Below are 17,790 nucleotides of genomic sequence, written 5' to 3'. Positions count from 1 at the left end.
GCGACGTCTCAGCGCGCCGATACGTCAAAGTACGTGTCAGCCGGCAATGCTACGATATGTGGCTGGCTTTGCGCGTCTTTCGGAGTTTTGCAAGTGAACGTCCCCGTCGTTTTGATGCTTTCCACGCTGCCCGATGCCGCCGCTGCCGATGCGCTCGCGCAGGCCGCGCTGGAATCGCGCCTCGCCGCGTGCGTGACGAAGCTCGGGTCGGTGTCGTCGCAATACCATTGGAAAGGCGCGCTGGAGTCGTCGCAAGAAGTGCAGTTGCTGTTCAAGACGAGCGTTGCGCGCTGCGAAGAACTGCAGCGCTTCGTCGAGAGTCGGCATCCGTATGAAACGCCCGAAATCCTCGCCTGGCAGGCCGATGCCTCGCCCGGCTACGGTCAATGGGTCAACGCAGAAACGCAGCGTCCTCTTCATGTTTGAGTCTTCCGGTCTCTTCGCGCGGCGTTTCTTCGGCGCGCTCCTGTTCCTGACGGCATTCGCGTTGCTCTCGGGCGCCGCGCGCGCGGCCGACGATTTTCTCGATCCCGACGTCGCGTTCAAATTCAGCGCATCGGAAAAGCCGGGCGAGGTCGACGTGCGCTACAAGATCGCGGACGGCTACTACATGTACCGTGAACGTTTCGCGTTCGCGGTGAAAAGCGGCGACGCGACCGTCGGCGCTGCGCAACTGCCGGCAGGCAAAGTCCACTTCGATCAGACCTTCGACAAGAACGTCGAAACGTATCGCGGCGAGTTGCTCATCCGCATCCCGGTGACGAAGGCGAGCGGACCGTTCGAGCTCGCAGTGACCTCGCAGGGTTGCGCGGATGGCGGCATCTGCTATCCGCCGATGGAAAAGACGTATTGCGTGCGCGGCGACGCGCTGCAACCCGCAGGCGCGGCGCCCGCCGCAGCCACGCACGCTGACTCGGGCGGCTCTTGGTTCGATCGCGCGACCAGCGCCGACTATGCGCAATCGATGCTCGAAGGCGGCGGCTTCTTCACCGTCGTCGGACTGTATTTCCTTGCGGGCACGGTGCTGAGCCTCTTGCCGTGTTCATATCCGATGATCCCGATCCTGTCCGCAATTATCGTCGGCGAGGGCGCGCGCGTGACGCGCTCGCGTGGATTTGCGCTGTCCGTCTCCTATGTGATCGGCATGGCGCTCGTGTACACCGTGCTCGGTATCGCCGCCGCGCTGATCGGTCAGAGCCTCGGCGCGTGGCTGCAGAATCCGTGGGTGCTCGGCGCATTCGGCGCACTGCTCGCGGCGTTTGCCGTTGCGTTGATATCGGGCGTCGATATAACGTTGCCCGAGCGCTGGCAAAGCGGCGTCAACGAGGCATCGCAGAGACGCAGCGGCGGCAAGTTCGCCGCGGTCGCGGTGATGGGCGCGCTGTCGGCGCTCGTCGTCGGTGCGTGCATGACGGCGCCGCTTTTCGCGGTGCTCGCGTTCATCGCCCATACGGGCAACGCGGCGCTCGGCGGCGCGGCGCTTTTCGCGATGGGCATCGGGCTCGGCGTGCCGCTGCTGATCATCGGGCTGGGCGCGGGCTCGATCTTGCCGCGCGCCGGCGCGTGGATGGATGGCGTGAAAGTGTTCTTCGGCGTGCTCTTACTCGCGGCCGCGCTGTGGATCGTGTGGCCGGTCATCGGCGGCGTCGCGCAAATGCTGCTCGCGGCGCTGTGGCTGCTGATCGCAGCGGCGTCGCTGGGACTGTTTTCGTCGGGCGCGGGTGTGTCTGTCGGCGTCTGGAAGCGGCTCGGACGCGGCCTCGGCGCGGCGTTCGCGATCTGGGCGGCGACCCTGCTCGTCGGTCTGGCCGCGGGTTCGACGGATCCGCTTCGTCCGCTCGCCGTGCTGGCTTCCCGCGGCGACGCGTCTGCGGCAGCGAACGCGCAAGCGCAAGGGCCGGCTTTCGCGCCGGTGCGCTCGTCGGCGGAACTGGATTCGGCGGTGAAGGCCGCAGCGCGCCCGGCGATGCTCGACTTCTACGCGGACTGGTGCGTGTCGTGCAAGGAAATGGAGAAGCTGACGTTCTCCGATGCCCGCGTGCAAGCGCGCCTTGCGCAATTGAATCTGCTGCGCGCGGACGTGACCGCCAACAACGTGAACGACCAGATTCTGCTCAAGCGCTTCAAGTTGTTCGGCCCGCCAGGAATCATCTTTTTCGATGCGCAAGGCAACGAAGTCGCTCGCGTGGTCGGCTACGAATCGGCGGACACGTTCCTGAAAAGTCTCGAAAAACTGAGCGGATAAAAAAGGGCGATGCGCTCGCATCGCCCCGTGGCGCTTACCTGGACGCCCGAAGAATCCGCGCCGCGTCCAGCGCGAAGTAAGTCAGCACGCCGTCCGCGCCTGCGCGTTTGAACGCGAGCAGCGCTTCCATCATGACCTTGTCATGATCGATCCACCCGTTCTGCGCGGCCGCCTTGATCATCGCGTACTCGCCGCTCACCTGATACGCGTACGTCGGGAAGCGGAATTCGTCCTTCACGCGACGCACGATGTCGAGATACGGCAGCCCTGGCTTGACCATCACCATGTCCGCGCCTTCCTCGATGTCCATGCGCACTTCGCGCATTGCTTCGTCGGAGTTGGCCGGGTCCATCTGATACGTCATCTTGTTGCTCTTGCCGAGATTCGCCGCCGAGCCGACGGCATCGCGGAACGGGCCATAGAACGCCGACGCGTACTTCGCCGCGTACGCCATGATGCGCGTGTGGATGTGGCTTTCGCTCTCGAGCATTTCGCGGATCGCGCCGATGCGTCCGTCCATCATGTCTGAAGGCGCGACGATATCCACGCCCGCTTCCGCCTGCGTACGCGCCTGCTCGACGAGAATCTCGCTCGTTTCGTCGTTCTTCACGTAGCCTTCTTCGTCGAGCACGCCGTCCTGGCCGTGACTCGTGTAGGGATCGAGCGCGACGTCGGTCAGCACGCCGAGCATCGGGAAGTTCTTCTTGAGTTCGCGCACGGCGCGCGGGATCAGACCTTCGGGATTCGTGGCTTCGCGGCCATCGGGCGTCTTGATCGACGGCTCGATCGCCGGAAACAGCGACAGTACCGGCACGCCCAGTTCGACGCACTGCTCTGCGACCTTCATCAGCAGATCGACGGACGTGCGCTCCACGCCGGGCATCGACGGCACGGCCTGCCGCACATTCGTCCCTTCGACGATGAACACGGGGTAAATGAGGTCGTTCGTCGTGAGGACGTTTTCGCGCATCAGACGGCGCGAGAAGTCATCGCGGCGCATGCGGCGCGGGCGATGGTGAGGGTAGAAGCTCATGTCTGGACTCGAATTTGGAGGGGTATTCCGGGGACGTCGAAAACGGCTTTCGACACGGCTAAAACCTTGCCGAACAAGCACTTGGCTGTGTCTGAAACCGTTTTGAGACAATGGTATATCATACCGATCGAGCGAGGCGCTTGCCGCCGGACTCCCCGCTTCTCCTCCCTGAGCGGGCGCCTGTCGATATTCGATAAGGCTGTTAACCCGCCGTCATGCGGCGGGTTTTTTTATGCCGCCGCGTGCATGCGGCGCTTCATTCGCCGCTTCAGTCGGCCGCATCTTCCGACGCGTTCTCGCCGGCTTCTTCAGGCATCAGCCAGCCTTCGATCTGCTCGTGCGCTTCATCGAGGCCGGTACGCTTGAGCGCGGAAAAAAGCTGAACCGTGAGCTCGCCGCGATACCCGGCATCCTTGTATTCGGCGAGCGATTTCTTCGTTGCGCGCAGGGCGTTGGTCATCTCCTGTCGCGTCAATTTGTCGCATTTGGTGAGCAGCGAGTGAATCGGCTTACCGGTCGGCGCGAACCAGTCGATCATGATCCGATCGAGCTCGGTGAGCGGACGGCGCGCATCCATCATCAGGATCATGCCGCGCAGTTGCGCGCGGCTTTGCAGATACGTGGACAGCAGCCGCTGCCAGTGCTCCTTCGCGGCGCCAGGCACTTCGGCGTAACCGTAGCCGGGAAGATCGACGAGATAGCCGACCGGCGCGGCTTCCGGCCCGACCGAGAAGTAATTGATGTGCTGCGTGCGGCCCGGCGTCTTACTCGCGAAGGCGAGCCGCTTCTGGTTGCACAGAATATTGATCGCCGTCGATTTACCCGCGTTCGAGCGGCCCGCGAATGCGATTTCGGGCTGCGGCGTGGGCGGCAGATCGCGCAGGTGGTTGACGGTCGTGAAGAAACGGGATTGATGAAGCAGGAATGACATGGGCGGGTCCAATCGAAAGCGCTGCGAAAACCGAAGCCTTGAGAACCCGGCGAATACTGGGCATGCCCCGACTGGCGTCTTTGCGTGTAGCGGGTTATTGTACAATACGACGGATTTTTAAAGATCAGCGCGGGCACGCAAGACCCAAGCCGCAGGCGGCACCCACAAGGAGCGAGACAGTTTTCAGAGGCATACTTTTGGGCCTCTTCGTTCAGAAGGCAGGGTATCTTGCGGCGATGATCGGTCGCCGTCGTTTTTTGCAGAACCTCACATTCTCACAAGACGAAAAACAGGGTACGCGAATGAACCGACTGTACAGGTCTCTGGTAGTGATTCGGGCAGCGGCGGCTTTCGGTGCAGGGTTGAGTGGACTAGCAGTATCGATGTCGGTGAATGCGGCCGAGCCCGCGCAAGCGGCAAAGCCGGATGTGACGCGCGGGCAGGCCATCGCGACACAGGTATGCGCGGCGTGTCACGCGGCGGACGGCAACAGCGCCGGCGCGGCGTTTCCGAAGCTCGCGGGTCAGCACGCCGAGTACATCGTCAAGCAGTTGAAGGACTACAAGACGCAGCCAGGTGCAAAGGCGCCGGCGCGCAACAATCCGATCATGGCGGGTATAGCGGGCGCCCTATCGGATCAGGATATGGTGAACGTGGCGGCATACTTTGCGTCGCAGAAGGCCAAGGCCAATTACGCGCGCGACAAGAACGACGTCGCGCTGGGGCAGAAGATCTACCGTGGCGGCATCGCGGATAAGGGCGTCCCGGCGTGCGCGGCGTGCCACGGCGCGACGGGCATGGGCATTCCGGTGCAGTATCCGCGGCTGTCGTGGCAATGGGGCGATTACACGGTGGCGCAGTTGAACGCCTTCGCATCCGGACAACGCAACAATAGCGAGCCGATGCACCAGATTTCCTCGCGCCTGAACGAAGCCGAGATGAAGGCGGTTGCCGACTACATCGCCGGTTTGCATTAAACGCGCAGCAGTCAGCGTCCAGCGGTTCTCCTCGTCGAAACGGAGAATTGCCCATACTAGAAGCCGGTCCCGGGAAGATCCGAGAAGACCGGCGCAAAAACAAGAAAAGGGTGGGACGTCGGTCGATAAGACCGCCAGCGTCTCCACCCTTTTTTGCTGTCCAGCCGGAGTTTGAATGAGCGTCACCACATCGGGTTTGCAGTCGAAGTCGAGCCGTCGGGCCATCAGGCATTTCGTCGAACTCGTGAGTTCGATGCGCTTCGCCATCGCGTTGCTGGTCATCCTGGCGATCGCGAGCGTCATCGGCACGGTGCTTACGCAGGACGATCCCTATCCCAACTACGTCAATCAGTTCGGCCCGTTCTGGGCGGACATCTTCCGTGGCTTGAGCATCTACACCGTGTACAGCGCATGGTGGTTCATGCTGATCCTGATCTTCCTGGTGATCTCGGTGTCGCTATGCGTGATCCGCAACAGCCCGAAGATGATCGCGGACATCAAGAGCTGGAAGGATCGCGTGCATGAAGGTGGGCTGCGCGCGTTCCATCACAAGGGCGAGTTCACGGTCACGGCTGATCGCGCGCAAACGGCGGCGACGCTCGAACGCCTGTCCGCGAAGATGGGCTACCGCTTCAAGACGCGCGAGACCGACAACGGCGCGACGCTCATCACCGCCAAGCGCGGCGCGATGACGAAGATCGGCTATATCTCGGCGCATCTGGCGATCGTCGTGATCTGCGTCGGCGGCCTGCTCGACAGCAATCTGCCCATCAAACTGCAGATGTGGATGTTCAACAAGACGCCGATCAACAGCAACGCCGTCATCAACGACATTCCGCCGGGACATCGTCTGTCGACGTCGAACCCGACGTTTCGCGGCTACGCGTGGGTGCCCGAAGGCCAGTTCGTCGGCACGGCGATCCTGAACCAGCAGGACGGTTCGATCATTCAGGACTTGCCGTTCTCGATCCAGTTGAACAAGTTCATCGTCGATTACTACTCGACGGGCATGCCGAAGCTCTTTGCGAGCGACATCGTCGTGATCGATCACAAGACGGGCAAGCGCATTCCAGCGCGCGTCGAGGTGAACAAGCCGTTCACCTACGACGGCATTTCCATCTATCAGTCGAGCTTTCAGGACGGCGGCTCGAAGCTCGACATGACCGCCTGGCCGATGACCGGCGGCAGCGCGAAGACCTCGCCGTTCAGCGGGACGATCGGCGGCACCGCGCCCATCGGCACGCAGTTCACGGGCGCGCAGGGCGAAACCGTCGAATTCACGGACTTCCGCGCGATCAATGTCGAGAACATGACCGATGGCAGCGGCGCACCCGACGCGCGCGGCGTCGGCAAGAAGGAAACCCTGCGCGATGCGTTCGACGAGCGTCTCGGCTCCGGCGCGAAAACATCGAAGCCAACGGATCTGCGCAATATCGGCCCGTCGGTGCAATACAAGGTGCGCGGCACGGACGGTCAGGCGCGCGAGTACAGCAACTACATGTTGCCGGTCGATGTCAGCGGTCAGCGCATGTTCCTCGCCGGCATGCGCGTGAGTCCGAACGATCCGTTCCGCTATCTGCGCATTCCCGCCGACGAACAGGGCACGATCAAACAGTGGATGGACCTGCGCGCCGCGCTCGCCACGCCCGCGACGCGCGCCGAGGCCGCCCACCGTTTCGCGCTGCGCTCGGTGCCGCAGGAAAACGGCGAATTGCAGAAGCATCTGGAAGAGAGCGCGGTTCGCGTGCTGAATCTCTTCGCAGGCGCCGACGAAACCGGCAAGGCGGCGAGCAATCCTCAGATGAACGGCGGCTTCCAGAGCATTGCGATGTTCATCGACAAATCGGTGCCGAAGGGTGAGCAGGAGAAAGCCGCCGGCTTGCTGATGCGCATGCTCGAAGGCGCGATGTGGGACGTCTGGCAGATTTCCCGCGAGCAGAACGGCCAGCCCGCGGCTAAAGTGGATGACAAGAACGCCGCGTTCGTACAGTCGTCGATCAACGCGCTTTCCGACAGCTTTCTGTACGGTTCGCCGGTCTTTCTGCAACTGGACAACTTCAGGCAGGTGCAAGCTTCGGTATTCCAGTTGACGCGCGCGCCAGGTAAAAATCTGGTGTATCTTGGCAGCCTTCTGCTCGTTGTGGGCATTTTCGCGATGTTCTACGTGCGCGAACGACGGCTCTGGTTCTGGCTCAAAGATTCGGGCCAAGGCGGGGCGAGCGTGCTGATGGCGATGTCCACGGCCCGCCGCACGTTCGATTTCGAAAAGGAATTCGTGCGCACGCGCGCGCAGATCGCGGCGGCGCTCGGTGTGAAACCGGCCGAGACCGGTGATCCGTCCCCGGCGCATGAAGCGCCCCGGCATTCGCAATCCGAGACATCGAGCTCGGAAGTTTCAACACGGTAAGATCATGGACCTCACACAGACTTCCTCCCACGCCTCCGCCAAGACGGAACGTCCGGCTTCGGGACTCCCCGATGTCGCCGTGTTCGACGATCGTCCGTTCCTGCGCAGGCTGACGCTCGTCGACTGGCTGTTCGCCCTCGCGATGGTCGCCGGCGCGGGCTTCGCGCTGAATCGCTATCACGCGTACATGGACGTGTACGACACGGCCGTGCTGATCGGCGCGGTGCCGACCTTCGTCGTGCTCGGATGGCGCTGGAAACCGGTGCGTCTGCTGATCGCGATGATCGCGGTCCTGTCGCTCTTTTCGATCCAGCTCTATCAGCACGACCTCGCGCGCGCCGAAACGAATTTCTTCCTCAAGTACTTTCTTTCGAGCCAGTCCGCGATTTTGTGGATGAGCGCGCTCTTCATCCTCGCGACGCTGTTCTACTGGATCGGTCTCGTGACGCGCTCGCAGACGGGCGGCGCGATCGGCTCGCGCATGACGTGGGTCGCCGTGCTGATGGGCTTCACCGGCCTGATGGTCCGCTGGTACGAGTCGTACATGATCGGCGCGGACGTCGGTCACATTCCCATCTCGAACCTGTACGAAGTCTTCGTGCTGTTCTGCCTGATTACGTCGCTGTTCTATCTCTACTACGAGCAGCATTACTCGACGCGCGCAATGGGCGCGTTCGTGCTGCTCGTCATCAGCGCGGCGGTCGGCTTCCTGATGTGGTATTCGATCGCGCGGGACGCGCAGCAGATCCAACCGCTCGTGCCCGCGCTGCAAAGCTGGTGGATGAAGATCCACGTGCCGGCGAACTTCATCGGCTACGGCAGCTTCGCGCTTTCCGCGATGGTTTCCGTCGCGTATCTCGGCAAGCAGCGCGGCTTCATGGCGGACCGCCTGCCGTCGCTCGAAGTGCTCGACGACGTGATGTACAAGTCGATCGCCGTCGGCTTCGCCTTCTTCACGATCGCGACGATTCTCGGCGCGCTGTGGGCGGCGGAAGCGTGGGGCGGCTACTGGAGCTGGGACCCGAAGGAAACGTGGGCGCTGATAGTCTGGCTGAACTACGCGGCATGGCTGCACATGCGTCTGATGAAGGGCCTGCGCGGCGCCGCTGCGGCATGGTGGGCGCTGACCGGTCTGGTCGTCACGACTTTTGCGTTCCTCGGCGTGAACATGTTCCTGTCGGGCCTGCATAGCTACGGCAAGCTTTGATCGGCGGCATTGGCCGAAAAAAAACCGCCATGCGTGACGCTGGCGGTTTTTTTTCGTTTTGCGGTGGAATACTGGCACTCAAACTGCTGTTTCCTCTTACAGGAATGAACGGAAGGAGTAGCGCTTCATGTGGATCAAACGCAATCGCCATCTATACGGCGATGACATCGCCGGTCACGAAATCACGCCGCGCGACGTGTTCGAGAACCGCCGGCGCGTGCTGCGCTCGATGGGCGCGATGGGCATGTTGAGCGCGAGCGGCCTCGCCCACGCGACGCTGACATCGCCCGACGCCAAGGGCCAGAAGCTCGCGGCGACCACCAACGCAAAGTTCGTCGCGCTCGACAAGCCGACGCCGTTCAAGGACATCACGAGCTACAACAACTTCTACGAATTCGGCACCGACAAGAGCGATCCCGCGGAGCACGCGGGCACGTTGCGTCCGCGCCCGTGGAAGGTGTCCGTCGAAGGCGCGATCAAGAATCCGAAGGTCTACGACCTCGACGACCTGCTCAAGCTCGCGCCGCTCGAAGAACGCGTGTACCGGCTGCGCTGCGTCGAGGGCTGGTCGATGGTGATTCCGTGGATCGGCGTGCCGCTGTCGGAACTCATCAAACGCGCCGAGCCGACGGGCAATGCCAAATACGTGCAGTTCATCACGCTTGCGGATGCGTCGCAGATGCCGGGACTTTCGACGCCAATCCTCGAATGGCCCTATTCCGAAGGCCTGCGCATGGACGAGGCGATGAACCCGCTCGCGCTGCTGACCGTCGGTCTGTACGGGCAAGTGCTGCCGAATCAGAACGGTGCGCCGGTGCGTATCGTCGTGCCGTGGAAGTACGGCTTCAAGAGCGCGAAATCGCTGGTGAAAATCCGCTTCGTCGAGAAGCAGCCGCCGACGAGCTGGAACCTCTACGCGCCGAGCGAATACGGCTTCTATTCGAACGTGAATCCGAACGTCGATCATCCGCGCTGGAGTCAGGCGACCGAGCGGCGCATCGGCGAAGACGGATTCTTCCAGCCGAAGCGCAAGACGCTGATGTTCAATGGCTACGGCGATCAGGTCGCGTCGCTTTACACGGGCATGGATCTCAAGAAGAACTTCTGAACGATGTCGTCGGCTTCCCAAATCAAGGGCGTGCGCGTCGCGTCCGGTCCGCGCTGGCTCGTGCCGGTGAAGATCGTCGTCTTCATCGCGATGCTGTTTCCGCTTGCGCGTCTCGTGCTGCTCGGCGCGACCGGAGGCCTGGGCGCGAATCCGATCGAGTTCATCACGCGCTCGACCGGGCTCTGGACGCTCGTCTATCTCTGCATCACGCTCGCGATCACGCCCGTGCGTCGGCTGACCGGCGTGACGGCGCTCGTGCGCTTTCGGCGGATGATCGGCCTCTTCGCGTTTTTCTACGCCGTGCTGCACTTCACGACGTACATCTGGTTCGACAAATGGTTCGATGTCGCCGCGATGCTGAAGGACATCGGCAAGCGGCCGTTCATCACGGTGGGATTCGCGGCGTTCCTGCTGCTGATCCCGCTCGCGGTCACATCGCCGAAAGCGATGGTGCGCAAGCTCGGTCGCCGCTGGCAGACCTTGCATCGCGCGATCTATCTGATTGCCGTGCTCGCGATCCTGCATTTCTGGTGGATGAAAGCAGGCAAGCACGATCTCGAATTGCCGAAGATTTATGGCGCGATCATGATCGTGCTGCTCGGCTGGCGTGTGATCGCGTGGCTCAGAACGCGGCGTGCATGAAAAAAGCGATGCTTCTCAGGGCATCGCTTTTTGTTGGAAGCGCGCGATTCAGTCCGGCAGGATCGATTCGCCGGCGAACAACTGCTTGACGTCCTCACGCTCGCGCACGAGCCGCGCGCGTTCGCCGTCGACCATGATTTCGGCGGCGCGGGGACGCGTGTTGTAGTTCGAGCTCATCACGAAGCCGTACGCGCCCGCCGAGCAGATCGCGAGCAGATCGCCGGATGCGATGGCCAGTTCGCGATCGCGCCCGAGCCAGTCGCCGCTTTCGCAAACCGGGCCGACGACATCGTAAACGTGAGCTTTCTCGTCGCGCTTCACGACCGGCACGATGCGATGGAACGCCTCGTACATGGCGGGACGCGCGAGATCGTTCATCGCGGCATCGACGATGGCAAAGTTCTTTTCCTCGCCCGGCTTCAGGAACTCGACGCGCGTCAGCAGCACGCCCGCATTGCCGACGAGCGAGCGCCCCGGCTCGAAATACACCTCGCGCTGGCCGTGGCCGCGCGCTTCGATGTGATCGAGCAGCGTCTTTACGAAAAGGCCGATCTCGGGCGGCGTTTCGTCGTCGTAGGTGATACCCAGACCGCCGCCGACATCCACGTGACGAATGCTCATGCCGTCCGCTTCGATCTGATCGACGAGTTCGAGCAGCTTGTCGAGCGCGTCGAGATACGGGCTGATCTCGGTGATCTGCGAGCCGATATGACAATCGATGCCGACGACATCGAGATTCGGCATGGCGTGGGCTTCGCGATACGTGGCGCGCGCATCGGCGAAGGCGACGCCGAACTTGTTCGACTTGAGGCCGGTGGAAATATACGGATGCGTTTTCGCGTCGACGTCGGGATTCACGCGCAATGAAACGGGTGCCTTCTTGCCGAGCGACTTCGCGACTTCGTTCAACGCGTGCAACTCGGGAATCGATTCGACGTTGAAGCACTTCACGCCTGCTTCGAGCGCCTCGCGCATTTCCGCCGCCGTCTTGCCGACGCCCGAGAACACCGTGTTTTCTGCCTTGCCGCCTGCGGCGAGCACGCGCGCGAGTTCGCCCGACGACACGATGTCGAAGCCCGCGCCCATGCGCGCGAACACGTTGAGCACCGCGAGATTGCTGTTCGCCTTCACCGCGACGTGCACGGTTGCCTTGCGGCCGGCGCAGGCATCGGCGTAAGCGTGATACGCGCGCGTCAGCGCATCGCGCGAATAGACATAGAGCGGCGTGCCGAACTGCTCCGCGAGCGACGCGGCTGAGACGCCTTCGACGTAGAGCACGCCGTCGACGTAATGGAATGCGGAATCACTCATGCGTGGAATCGAAAGTGCGCGTGTCAGCGCGCGAGGCGGAAGATCAGTCGGCGGACGAAGCGGGCTTGGGCGCCGAATTCAGATTGGTTTCGGGCGACAGCGACAGCGGTTGTCTCGATGCCGTTTCGTTACCCGGAGCGACGTTCGAAGGCGGCGTATTCTGGAGATTGTCAGGACGTTGCGGCAGCGGCGGCACCTTCGGCAGATACAGCGGACCACGTTGCCCACACCCGCCGAGCGAGAGTGTTGCGGCGGCGCCGATGCTCAAAGCCGCTACAATCGCGCTCATCCTGAAAACAACTCGCATGACCGTCCCTATACGTTTAATCGATGGAGTTTAGCATGACAGACCAGGAATACCTGACGCTGGCGGAGGCCGCGCTGACGGCCATCGAGCGCTCGGTGGACAACGCCGACGCCGACATCGAATTCGAGCGCAGCGGCAATGTTTTGACGCTGGAATTCGAGAATCGCACGAAGGTGATCGTCAATCTGCAGCCGCCGAAGCACGAGATCTGGCTCGCCGCGAAGGCGGGCGGATTCCACTACAAGTACGTCGACGGCGCCTGGCGCGACACGCGCGACAACAGCGAATTCTTCGCGACGCTGAGCAAGTATTCGAGCGAGCAGGCGGGCGAACCGATCCGCTTCAAGGCGTAAAAAAAACGGGCGGACCGCGTGATCCGCCCGCTTCGGGAAGCGCCGGGGCGCGCTTACTGCCCCTTGAACAGATTCATGATGTCCTGCTTTTCCTGCTCGCCGACTTCAGGCGCGGGCGCGGTGACGCCCGAGACGCCCTCCTGCGGCGGCGCCTGACTGACACCGATAGTCGCGACGAAGCCGCGGCCTGGCGTCATGTCGTCGTAGTACAGCTCATTGCCGAGCGAAGTGATATCGGGCGGCATCATCGGCTTGTACTCGGGCACGCCCTTCAACGCGCGGCTCATGTAATCCATCCACACCGGCAGCGCAAGGCCTCCGCCCGTTTCCTTGTCGCCGAGGCTGCGCGGATTGTCGTAGCCGATCCACGCGATCGCGACGAGCGTGCGCTGATAGCCGGCGAACCACGCATCGCGCGAGTCGTTCGTCGTGCCCGTCTTGCCGGCGAGATCGCCGCGCTTCAACTGATTCGTCTTCGCGCCCGTGCCGTGCTGCGCGACGCTCTGCAACAGGCTGTTCATGACGAACGCATTGCGCGGTGTGATCGCGAGCGGCGCGCTCTGCTGCGCGACGAGCGGCTGCGGATGCGACACGACGCGGCCGTAAGGATCGGTGATGTCGGCGATCAGATACGGATTCACGCGATAGCCGCCGTTCGCGAACACCGCGTAACCGGCCGCCATTTGCAGCGGCGTGACGAGACCCGCGCCGAGCGCCATCGGCAGATAGGCGGGATGACGATCCGCATCGAAGCCGAAGCGCGTGATGTACTGCTGCGCGTACTTCGTGCCGATATGACTCAGGATGCGGATCGACACCATGTTCTTCGAGCGCTGCAACGCCGAGCGCATGGTCATCGGGCCGTCGAAACCGCCGCCGTAGTTCTTCGGCTCCCACGCCTGCCCGCCGGTTTCGGCGGCGCTGAAGAAGAGCGGTCCGTCGTTGATGATCGTCGCGGGCGAAAGACCTTTTTCGAGCGATGCGGAATAAATGAACGGCTTGAAGCTCGAACCCGGCTGACGCCACGCCTGCGTGACGTGGTTGAACTTGTTCTTGTTGAAGTCGAAGCCGCCGACGAGCGCGCGGATCGCGCCGTCCTGCGGCACCATCGAGACGAGCGCGCCTTCGACCTGCGGCAGCTGCGTGATGATCCAGTCGCCGTCGTCGTTCTTCACGAGACGCACGATCGCGCCCGGACGGATGCGCGAATTCGGCTGTGCGCGCGCGCTGAGGGCGTATTGCACGAAGCGCAGATCGTTGCCGCTGATGGTCGCCGTATTGCCGTCGATGAAGCTCGCTTTCACTTCCTTCGGACTCGCCGACGTCACCACGGCCGCGACGATTTCGCCGTTGTCGGGATGCTCGGCGAGTGCATCGTCGATGGCCTGCTCGCGGTCGTCCGCATCCGCCGGCAAATCGATATAGCCCTCCGGCCCGCGATAGCCGTGACGGTGCTCGTAGTCCATCAGGCCTTTACGCACCGCGCGATAGGCGGCGTCCTGATCGGCGGAATCGATCGTCGTCACGACGTTCAGGCCGCGCGTGTACGCTTCCTCGCGATACTGCGCGTACAACATCTGACGCACCATTTCCGCCACGTACTCGGCGTGCACGCTGAACTCGCGGCCCTGTCCCTTCACGACGAGCGGCTGTTTTACGGCCTCGTCGTAGTCCGCCTGCGTGATGAAATTCAACTCGCGCATGCGTTGCAGGATGTACTCCTGCCGCACCTTCGCGCGCTTCGGATTGACGACCGGGTTATATGCCGACGGCGCTTTCGGCAGACCCGCGAGCATCGCGGCCTCGGCGAGCGAGACGTCCTTCAGATCCTTGCCGAAGTAGACGCGCGCGGCGCTCGCGAAACCGTACGCACGCTGTCCGAGATAGATCTGATTCATATAGACCTCGAGAATCTGATCCTTCGTCAACGCGCGTTCGATCTTGTACGCGAGCAGCATTTCGTAAATCTTGCGCGTGTAGGTCTTTTCGCTCGACAGAAAGAAGTTGCGCGCGACCTGCATCGTGATCGTGCTCGCGCCCTGCGACGCGTGGCCGTTGGTCAGCGCGACCGAGCCCGCACGCAGGATGCCGGTCAGATCGACGCCGCCGTGATCGTAGAAGCGCGCGTCTTCGATCGCGAGCACGGCTTTTTTCAGATGATCGGGCACGTCCTGAATTCGCACGACGCTGCGGCGTTCCTCGCCGAATTCGCCGATGAGAACGTGATCCGCCGTATAGATGCGCAGCGGCACCTTCGGCTTGTAGTCCGTCAGCGCTTCGAGCGACGGCAGGTTCGGCATCGCGACGACGAGCGCATAGCCGAGCACGAGGCCCGCGCAGACGACCAGCGCAAAAATGCCGACGAGACATCCGAGCATGACCCGCGCCCACCAGGGGCGTGCGGCTTTTTTCGGTTTCTCGGGCGGCGTGGACGGCGGGTTGGACGGGGAAGAGGATTGCATAGCACCACCAAAAACAGTCACGCGATTATAGCTGCCCCGATTTAGGACTTTTCCGGACGCTCTCGGCGCCCGCGCCCGCCGCGTGCGCTGGCACGCGCTGGCATACACGGTTGCCGCTTTCTTCAAGATACGCGCGATCCTGCCTGGAATCATCTTTCCATCGCGAGCGTTAGCCATTCGGCCGAGTGTTCGCCGCAGGCGACGCTCGCGACAATCCATCCGACCTCGAGCGCCCGAACGGTTCGGTGCGCGAGCGAACGGAAGGAGTGGTTCATGAGCAAGGAAAACACGCTGCGCGGCACGATGCTGACGGTCACGCGGCGCTATGCGGCGGGCATCGACGTGAGCGAGGACGCGGTGCGCGTCGCTGTCGTGAGCAGACGATTACGCGCGAACGCGTCGGTGTGCGTCGAGCATCTGGAAACGGTGGCGCTGCCGTCGGGCGCGGTGATCGATGGCGATTTCGTCGATCGCGCGGCGATCGTCGCGTCGTTGCGCGAGGCGTTCGGGCGTCTGCCGGAAAGCGGCGCGTGGCGCGCGTTGCGTTGCGCAATGGGGCTGCCCGCGTCCGCGACGCTGACCACGCAGATCCCACTCGCGCGGCTGATCGACGGCAGCGAACCGCTCGCTCCGTCGATCGGCGGCGATCCGCGCGGCATGCTCGAACCCGCCGTGCTCGCGCATGCCGAGCGCGCGGCGGGCATCGAACGCGGCGCGCTGGCGGTCGACTGGTCCGTGCAGACGCGGGAAGACAGCGAGGCGCTCGTGTCGATCGCGGCGACGGCGCGCCGGCACGTCGAGGCGCGCGTCGAGACGGCGGCGGAGGCGGGCATCGCGCTATCGGCGATCGATGGTGAGCCGGCCGCCGCCTTGCGCGCAATGCGCCACGCGGGTTCGGTCGAGCTCGATGCGGATGCGCGCTATCTCGTCTGCTGGCTGGAAAGCACCGGCCTGCACGGCTGGCTCGCCGGCGCGCGCGGCATCGAAAACGAGGTCCGTTATCCGGCGCCGGAGCATCGAAGCATCGCCGACGCCTTGCACGAACTCGCGGGCGACGCCGCGCCGCTCGATTGCATCTACATGGGCGGGCAGATCGAATTGCTGGCGCATGCGGGCGTTCCGCTTCCCGTGCTCGGCAAGACTTTCGGTTGCCCGGCGCTGCCGTTCGAGGCCGCGCCATATTGCAACGGCACCGCCGACATCCAGACGGCGCACAAGCATTCGCCGCGCTTCGCGGTGGCCTTCGGACTGGCTTTGCGCGAGGTGATGCAATGAACGCCGCCATGCACGAGGGATTCAACCTGCTGCCATATCGTGCGCGCAAGCGTCGTGAATTGCGGCGTCAGCGGCTCACGCTGATCGGGGCGGTCGGTCTTGCGGCCTTCGCGGCAGTGGGCGCCGTCGCGGGCTGGGACGCGTTCGAGCGCGTTCGTCTCGACGAAAGGCGCGTGGCGCTGGAGACGTCGCTGCGTGCATCGAGCGCACAGTTCGACGAACACGCACGGCTCCTGCGCGCCGAAAGCGAGCGGCGGCGTGCGCGTGAGGCCGCGCAGCCTCTGGCATTGCCGCGCGAGCGCTTTCTCGCGCTGCTCGAAGCGCTCGCAGACGCGCCCGCGCAACGCGGCGTCGCGCTCGCTCGCGTATCGCAGCGAACGAACGAGGTCGAACTCGCCGCGCTCGCGCCCGATTCGCAGTCGGCCACGCAATGGCTCAAGCGTCTGGAACGCCTGCGCGGCGTGCAGGCGGTGGAGGTAATCGAAATGAAGCGGCGCGCCGAGCCTGTGCAGGCGGCAAAACGCGGGGCACCGGCGTCGTTCGAAGCGCACGCTGCGCATTTTGAATTCGTCGCGCTCGTACGTTATGCGCCGGAACATTCATCCGATGAAGCGGCGGCGCGTCAGGCGCGCCCGGTCCTGGCGGCGGCAAAGGGGAAACGTCCATGAGCACGATCCCGATGAATATCGCGGTAAAGACGCGCGCGCGTACGGGTACACGCGGCGCGCGGTTCTTCTTCAGGGCGCTCGACGAATGGTCGTGGCGTCGAACGGCCGCGGCTGCGCTTGCGCTGGGTCTGCTCGTGTTCGCGTTCGGCGTGCATGCATGGCGGATGTCGGATGCAAACCAGCTCGACGCAAGCCGCGCTGCGTTGACGGCGACGCAGGCGAAAGTGCAGGACGCGGGGCGCATCGCTGGCGCATTGTCGGCGCTGCGGGCGCGCGCATCGTCGGATCGGCTGGAGCCGGAGCACTGGAGCGCCGCCGACGCGCTGCGTGATATTGCCGAACTCGCCGCGCAGAGCGGTTTGCGCGTCGCGGGCATCGAGCCTGTCGCGGGCAAGAGCGGCGGGCCGGTTCCGGAGCGCGCGCTCAAACTGCGCGCTGACGCGACCTTCGCGGAAATGCGGCGCTTTCTCGACGCGCTGGCCGGTCTGCCGCGACTCGTCGTGCCGGAGAACGTGCAGATCAAGCGGCAGGCGGGCGCGCTCGTCATCGAAGCGACGTTGCGCGTCTTCGAAACGCTGCCGCCGGTCGTGCACACGGCGGCGCCGCGCGCGAACGCGTTCATCGTCGATCCGTTCGGCAGCGCGGATGCGGCCGCGCAGACCGGCGACATGTTGCTCGTCGGCACGATCGTCGGACGTCGCCGCGCGATGGCGCTGCTGCAAAGCGGCCGCGACGTCGACAGTTTCGCGCCGGGCCAGAAGATCGGCGACGAGCGTATCGGAAGCGTCGTGCCGCGCGCGGTCGAGCTTGCTCGTCGGGACGGCGTGTCGCGCAAGCTGATGTTCGAGGAGGATCGCACGTGAG

16 protein-coding genes are annotated in these 17,790 nt (G+C 63.6%); 11 read left to right on the top strand and 5 right to left on the bottom strand.

The window, feature by feature from the left end; all coding sequences use genetic code 11:
• Positions 1 to 93 precede the first annotated feature (93 nt).
• Together cutA and dsbD are read left to right on the top strand one after the other, a co-directional pair.
• Positions 94 to 426 (top strand): divalent-cation tolerance protein CutA, encoded by a 333-nt coding sequence (gene cutA / locus AWB77_RS31455; protein WP_061138409.1) that lies wholly within the window; start codon positions 94 to 96, stop codon positions 424 to 426.
• The gene (dsbD, locus tag AWB77_RS31450; RefSeq protein ID WP_061138388.1) at positions 419 to 2,245 is read left to right on the top strand and encodes a protein-disulfide reductase DsbD; all 1,827 of its coding nucleotides are present in this window, start codon (positions 419 to 421) and stop codon (positions 2,243 to 2,245) included. The genes cutA and dsbD overlap by 8 nt, the downstream gene beginning before the upstream one ends.
• A gap of 34 nt (positions 2,246 to 2,279) precedes the next feature.
• Here dsbD and hemB read toward each other — a convergent pair whose 3' ends face one another.
• Together hemB and yihA are read right to left on the bottom strand one after the other, a co-directional pair.
• A complete protein-coding gene (hemB, locus tag AWB77_RS31445; protein ID WP_061138387.1) occupies positions 2,280 to 3,278 on the bottom strand; it encodes a porphobilinogen synthase in 999 nt (332 codons plus the stop codon).
• 268 nt (positions 3,279 to 3,546) lie between these two features.
• Positions 3,547 to 4,209, bottom strand: a complete 663-nt coding sequence (yihA, locus tag AWB77_RS31440) for a ribosome biogenesis GTP-binding protein YihA/YsxC (protein ID WP_061138386.1) — start codon at positions 4,207 to 4,209, stop codon at positions 3,547 to 3,549.
• A gap of 302 nt (positions 4,210 to 4,511) precedes the next feature.
• Between yihA and AWB77_RS31435 the strand changes: the two genes are divergently transcribed.
• From AWB77_RS31435 to msrQ, 5 genes are all read left to right on the top strand, one after another.
• A complete protein-coding gene (locus AWB77_RS31435; RefSeq protein WP_061138408.1) occupies positions 4,512 to 5,186 on the top strand; it encodes a c-type cytochrome in 675 nt (224 codons plus the stop codon).
• Positions 5,187 to 5,361: 175 nt separating this feature from the next.
• A complete protein-coding gene (locus AWB77_RS31430; protein ID WP_061138385.1) occupies positions 5,362 to 7,593 on the top strand; it encodes a cytochrome c biogenesis protein ResB in 2,232 nt (743 codons plus the stop codon).
• Between the two features lie 4 nt (positions 7,594 to 7,597).
• Positions 7,598 to 8,800, top strand: a complete 1,203-nt coding sequence (gene ccsB / locus AWB77_RS31425; protein ID WP_061138384.1) for a c-type cytochrome biogenesis protein CcsB — start codon at positions 7,598 to 7,600, stop codon at positions 8,798 to 8,800.
• Between the two features lie 127 nt (positions 8,801 to 8,927).
• On the top strand, positions 8,928 to 9,908 hold the full coding sequence (gene msrP / locus AWB77_RS31420) for a protein-methionine-sulfoxide reductase catalytic subunit MsrP (protein ID WP_061138383.1): 981 nt from the start codon (positions 8,928 to 8,930) through the stop codon (positions 9,906 to 9,908).
• A 3-nt stretch (positions 9,909 to 9,911) separates the two neighbouring features.
• A complete protein-coding gene (gene msrQ / locus AWB77_RS31415; protein WP_061138382.1) occupies positions 9,912 to 10,550 on the top strand; it encodes a protein-methionine-sulfoxide reductase heme-binding subunit MsrQ in 639 nt (212 codons plus the stop codon).
• A gap of 48 nt (positions 10,551 to 10,598) precedes the next feature.
• Here msrQ and lysA read toward each other — a convergent pair whose 3' ends face one another.
• Positions 10,599 to 11,861, bottom strand: a complete 1,263-nt coding sequence (gene lysA / locus AWB77_RS31410; protein WP_061138381.1) for a diaminopimelate decarboxylase — start codon at positions 11,859 to 11,861, stop codon at positions 10,599 to 10,601.
• 43 nt (positions 11,862 to 11,904) lie between these two features.
• Positions 11,905 to 12,168, bottom strand: coding sequence for an LPS translocon maturation chaperone LptM (gene lptM, locus AWB77_RS31405; protein ID WP_061138380.1), 264 nt, complete (start codon positions 12,166 to 12,168; stop codon positions 11,905 to 11,907).
• A gap of 35 nt (positions 12,169 to 12,203) precedes the next feature.
• Here lptM and cyaY point away from each other — a divergent pair, with 35 nt between their 5' ends.
• Complete coding sequence (gene cyaY / locus AWB77_RS31400) at positions 12,204 to 12,521, top strand: iron donor protein CyaY (protein WP_061138379.1); 318 nt, start codon at positions 12,204 to 12,206, stop codon at positions 12,519 to 12,521.
• 53 nt (positions 12,522 to 12,574) lie between these two features.
• Here cyaY and AWB77_RS31395 read toward each other — a convergent pair whose 3' ends face one another.
• Positions 12,575 to 14,983 (bottom strand): penicillin-binding protein 1A, encoded by a 2,409-nt coding sequence (locus AWB77_RS31395; RefSeq protein ID WP_061138378.1) that lies wholly within the window; start codon positions 14,981 to 14,983, stop codon positions 12,575 to 12,577.
• 273 nt (positions 14,984 to 15,256) lie between these two features.
• Between AWB77_RS31395 and pilM the strand changes: the two genes are divergently transcribed.
• From pilM to pilO, 3 genes are read left to right on the top strand one after another with little or no spacing between them, the layout of a single operon-like run.
• Complete coding sequence (gene pilM, locus AWB77_RS31390) at positions 15,257 to 16,258, top strand: type IV pilus biogenesis protein PilM (RefSeq protein ID WP_061138377.1); 1,002 nt, start codon at positions 15,257 to 15,259, stop codon at positions 16,256 to 16,258.
• Positions 16,255 to 16,926: a hypothetical protein gene (locus tag AWB77_RS31385; protein WP_061138376.1), complete on the top strand. Its 672-nt coding sequence runs from the start codon at positions 16,255 to 16,257 to the stop codon at positions 16,924 to 16,926. The genes pilM and AWB77_RS31385 overlap by 4 nt, the downstream gene beginning before the upstream one ends.
• A complete protein-coding gene (gene pilO / locus AWB77_RS31380; protein ID WP_061138375.1) occupies positions 16,923 to 17,789 on the top strand; it encodes a type 4a pilus biogenesis protein PilO in 867 nt (288 codons plus the stop codon). The genes AWB77_RS31385 and pilO overlap by 4 nt, the downstream gene beginning before the upstream one ends.
• Position 17,790: the final 1 nt, after the last annotated feature.

This window comes from Caballeronia fortuita (assembly GCF_001544835.2).
Lineage (GTDB): Bacteria > Pseudomonadota > Gammaproteobacteria > Burkholderiales > Burkholderiaceae > Caballeronia > Caballeronia fortuita.
This window is presented reverse-complemented; position numbering and strand designations above follow the sequence as displayed.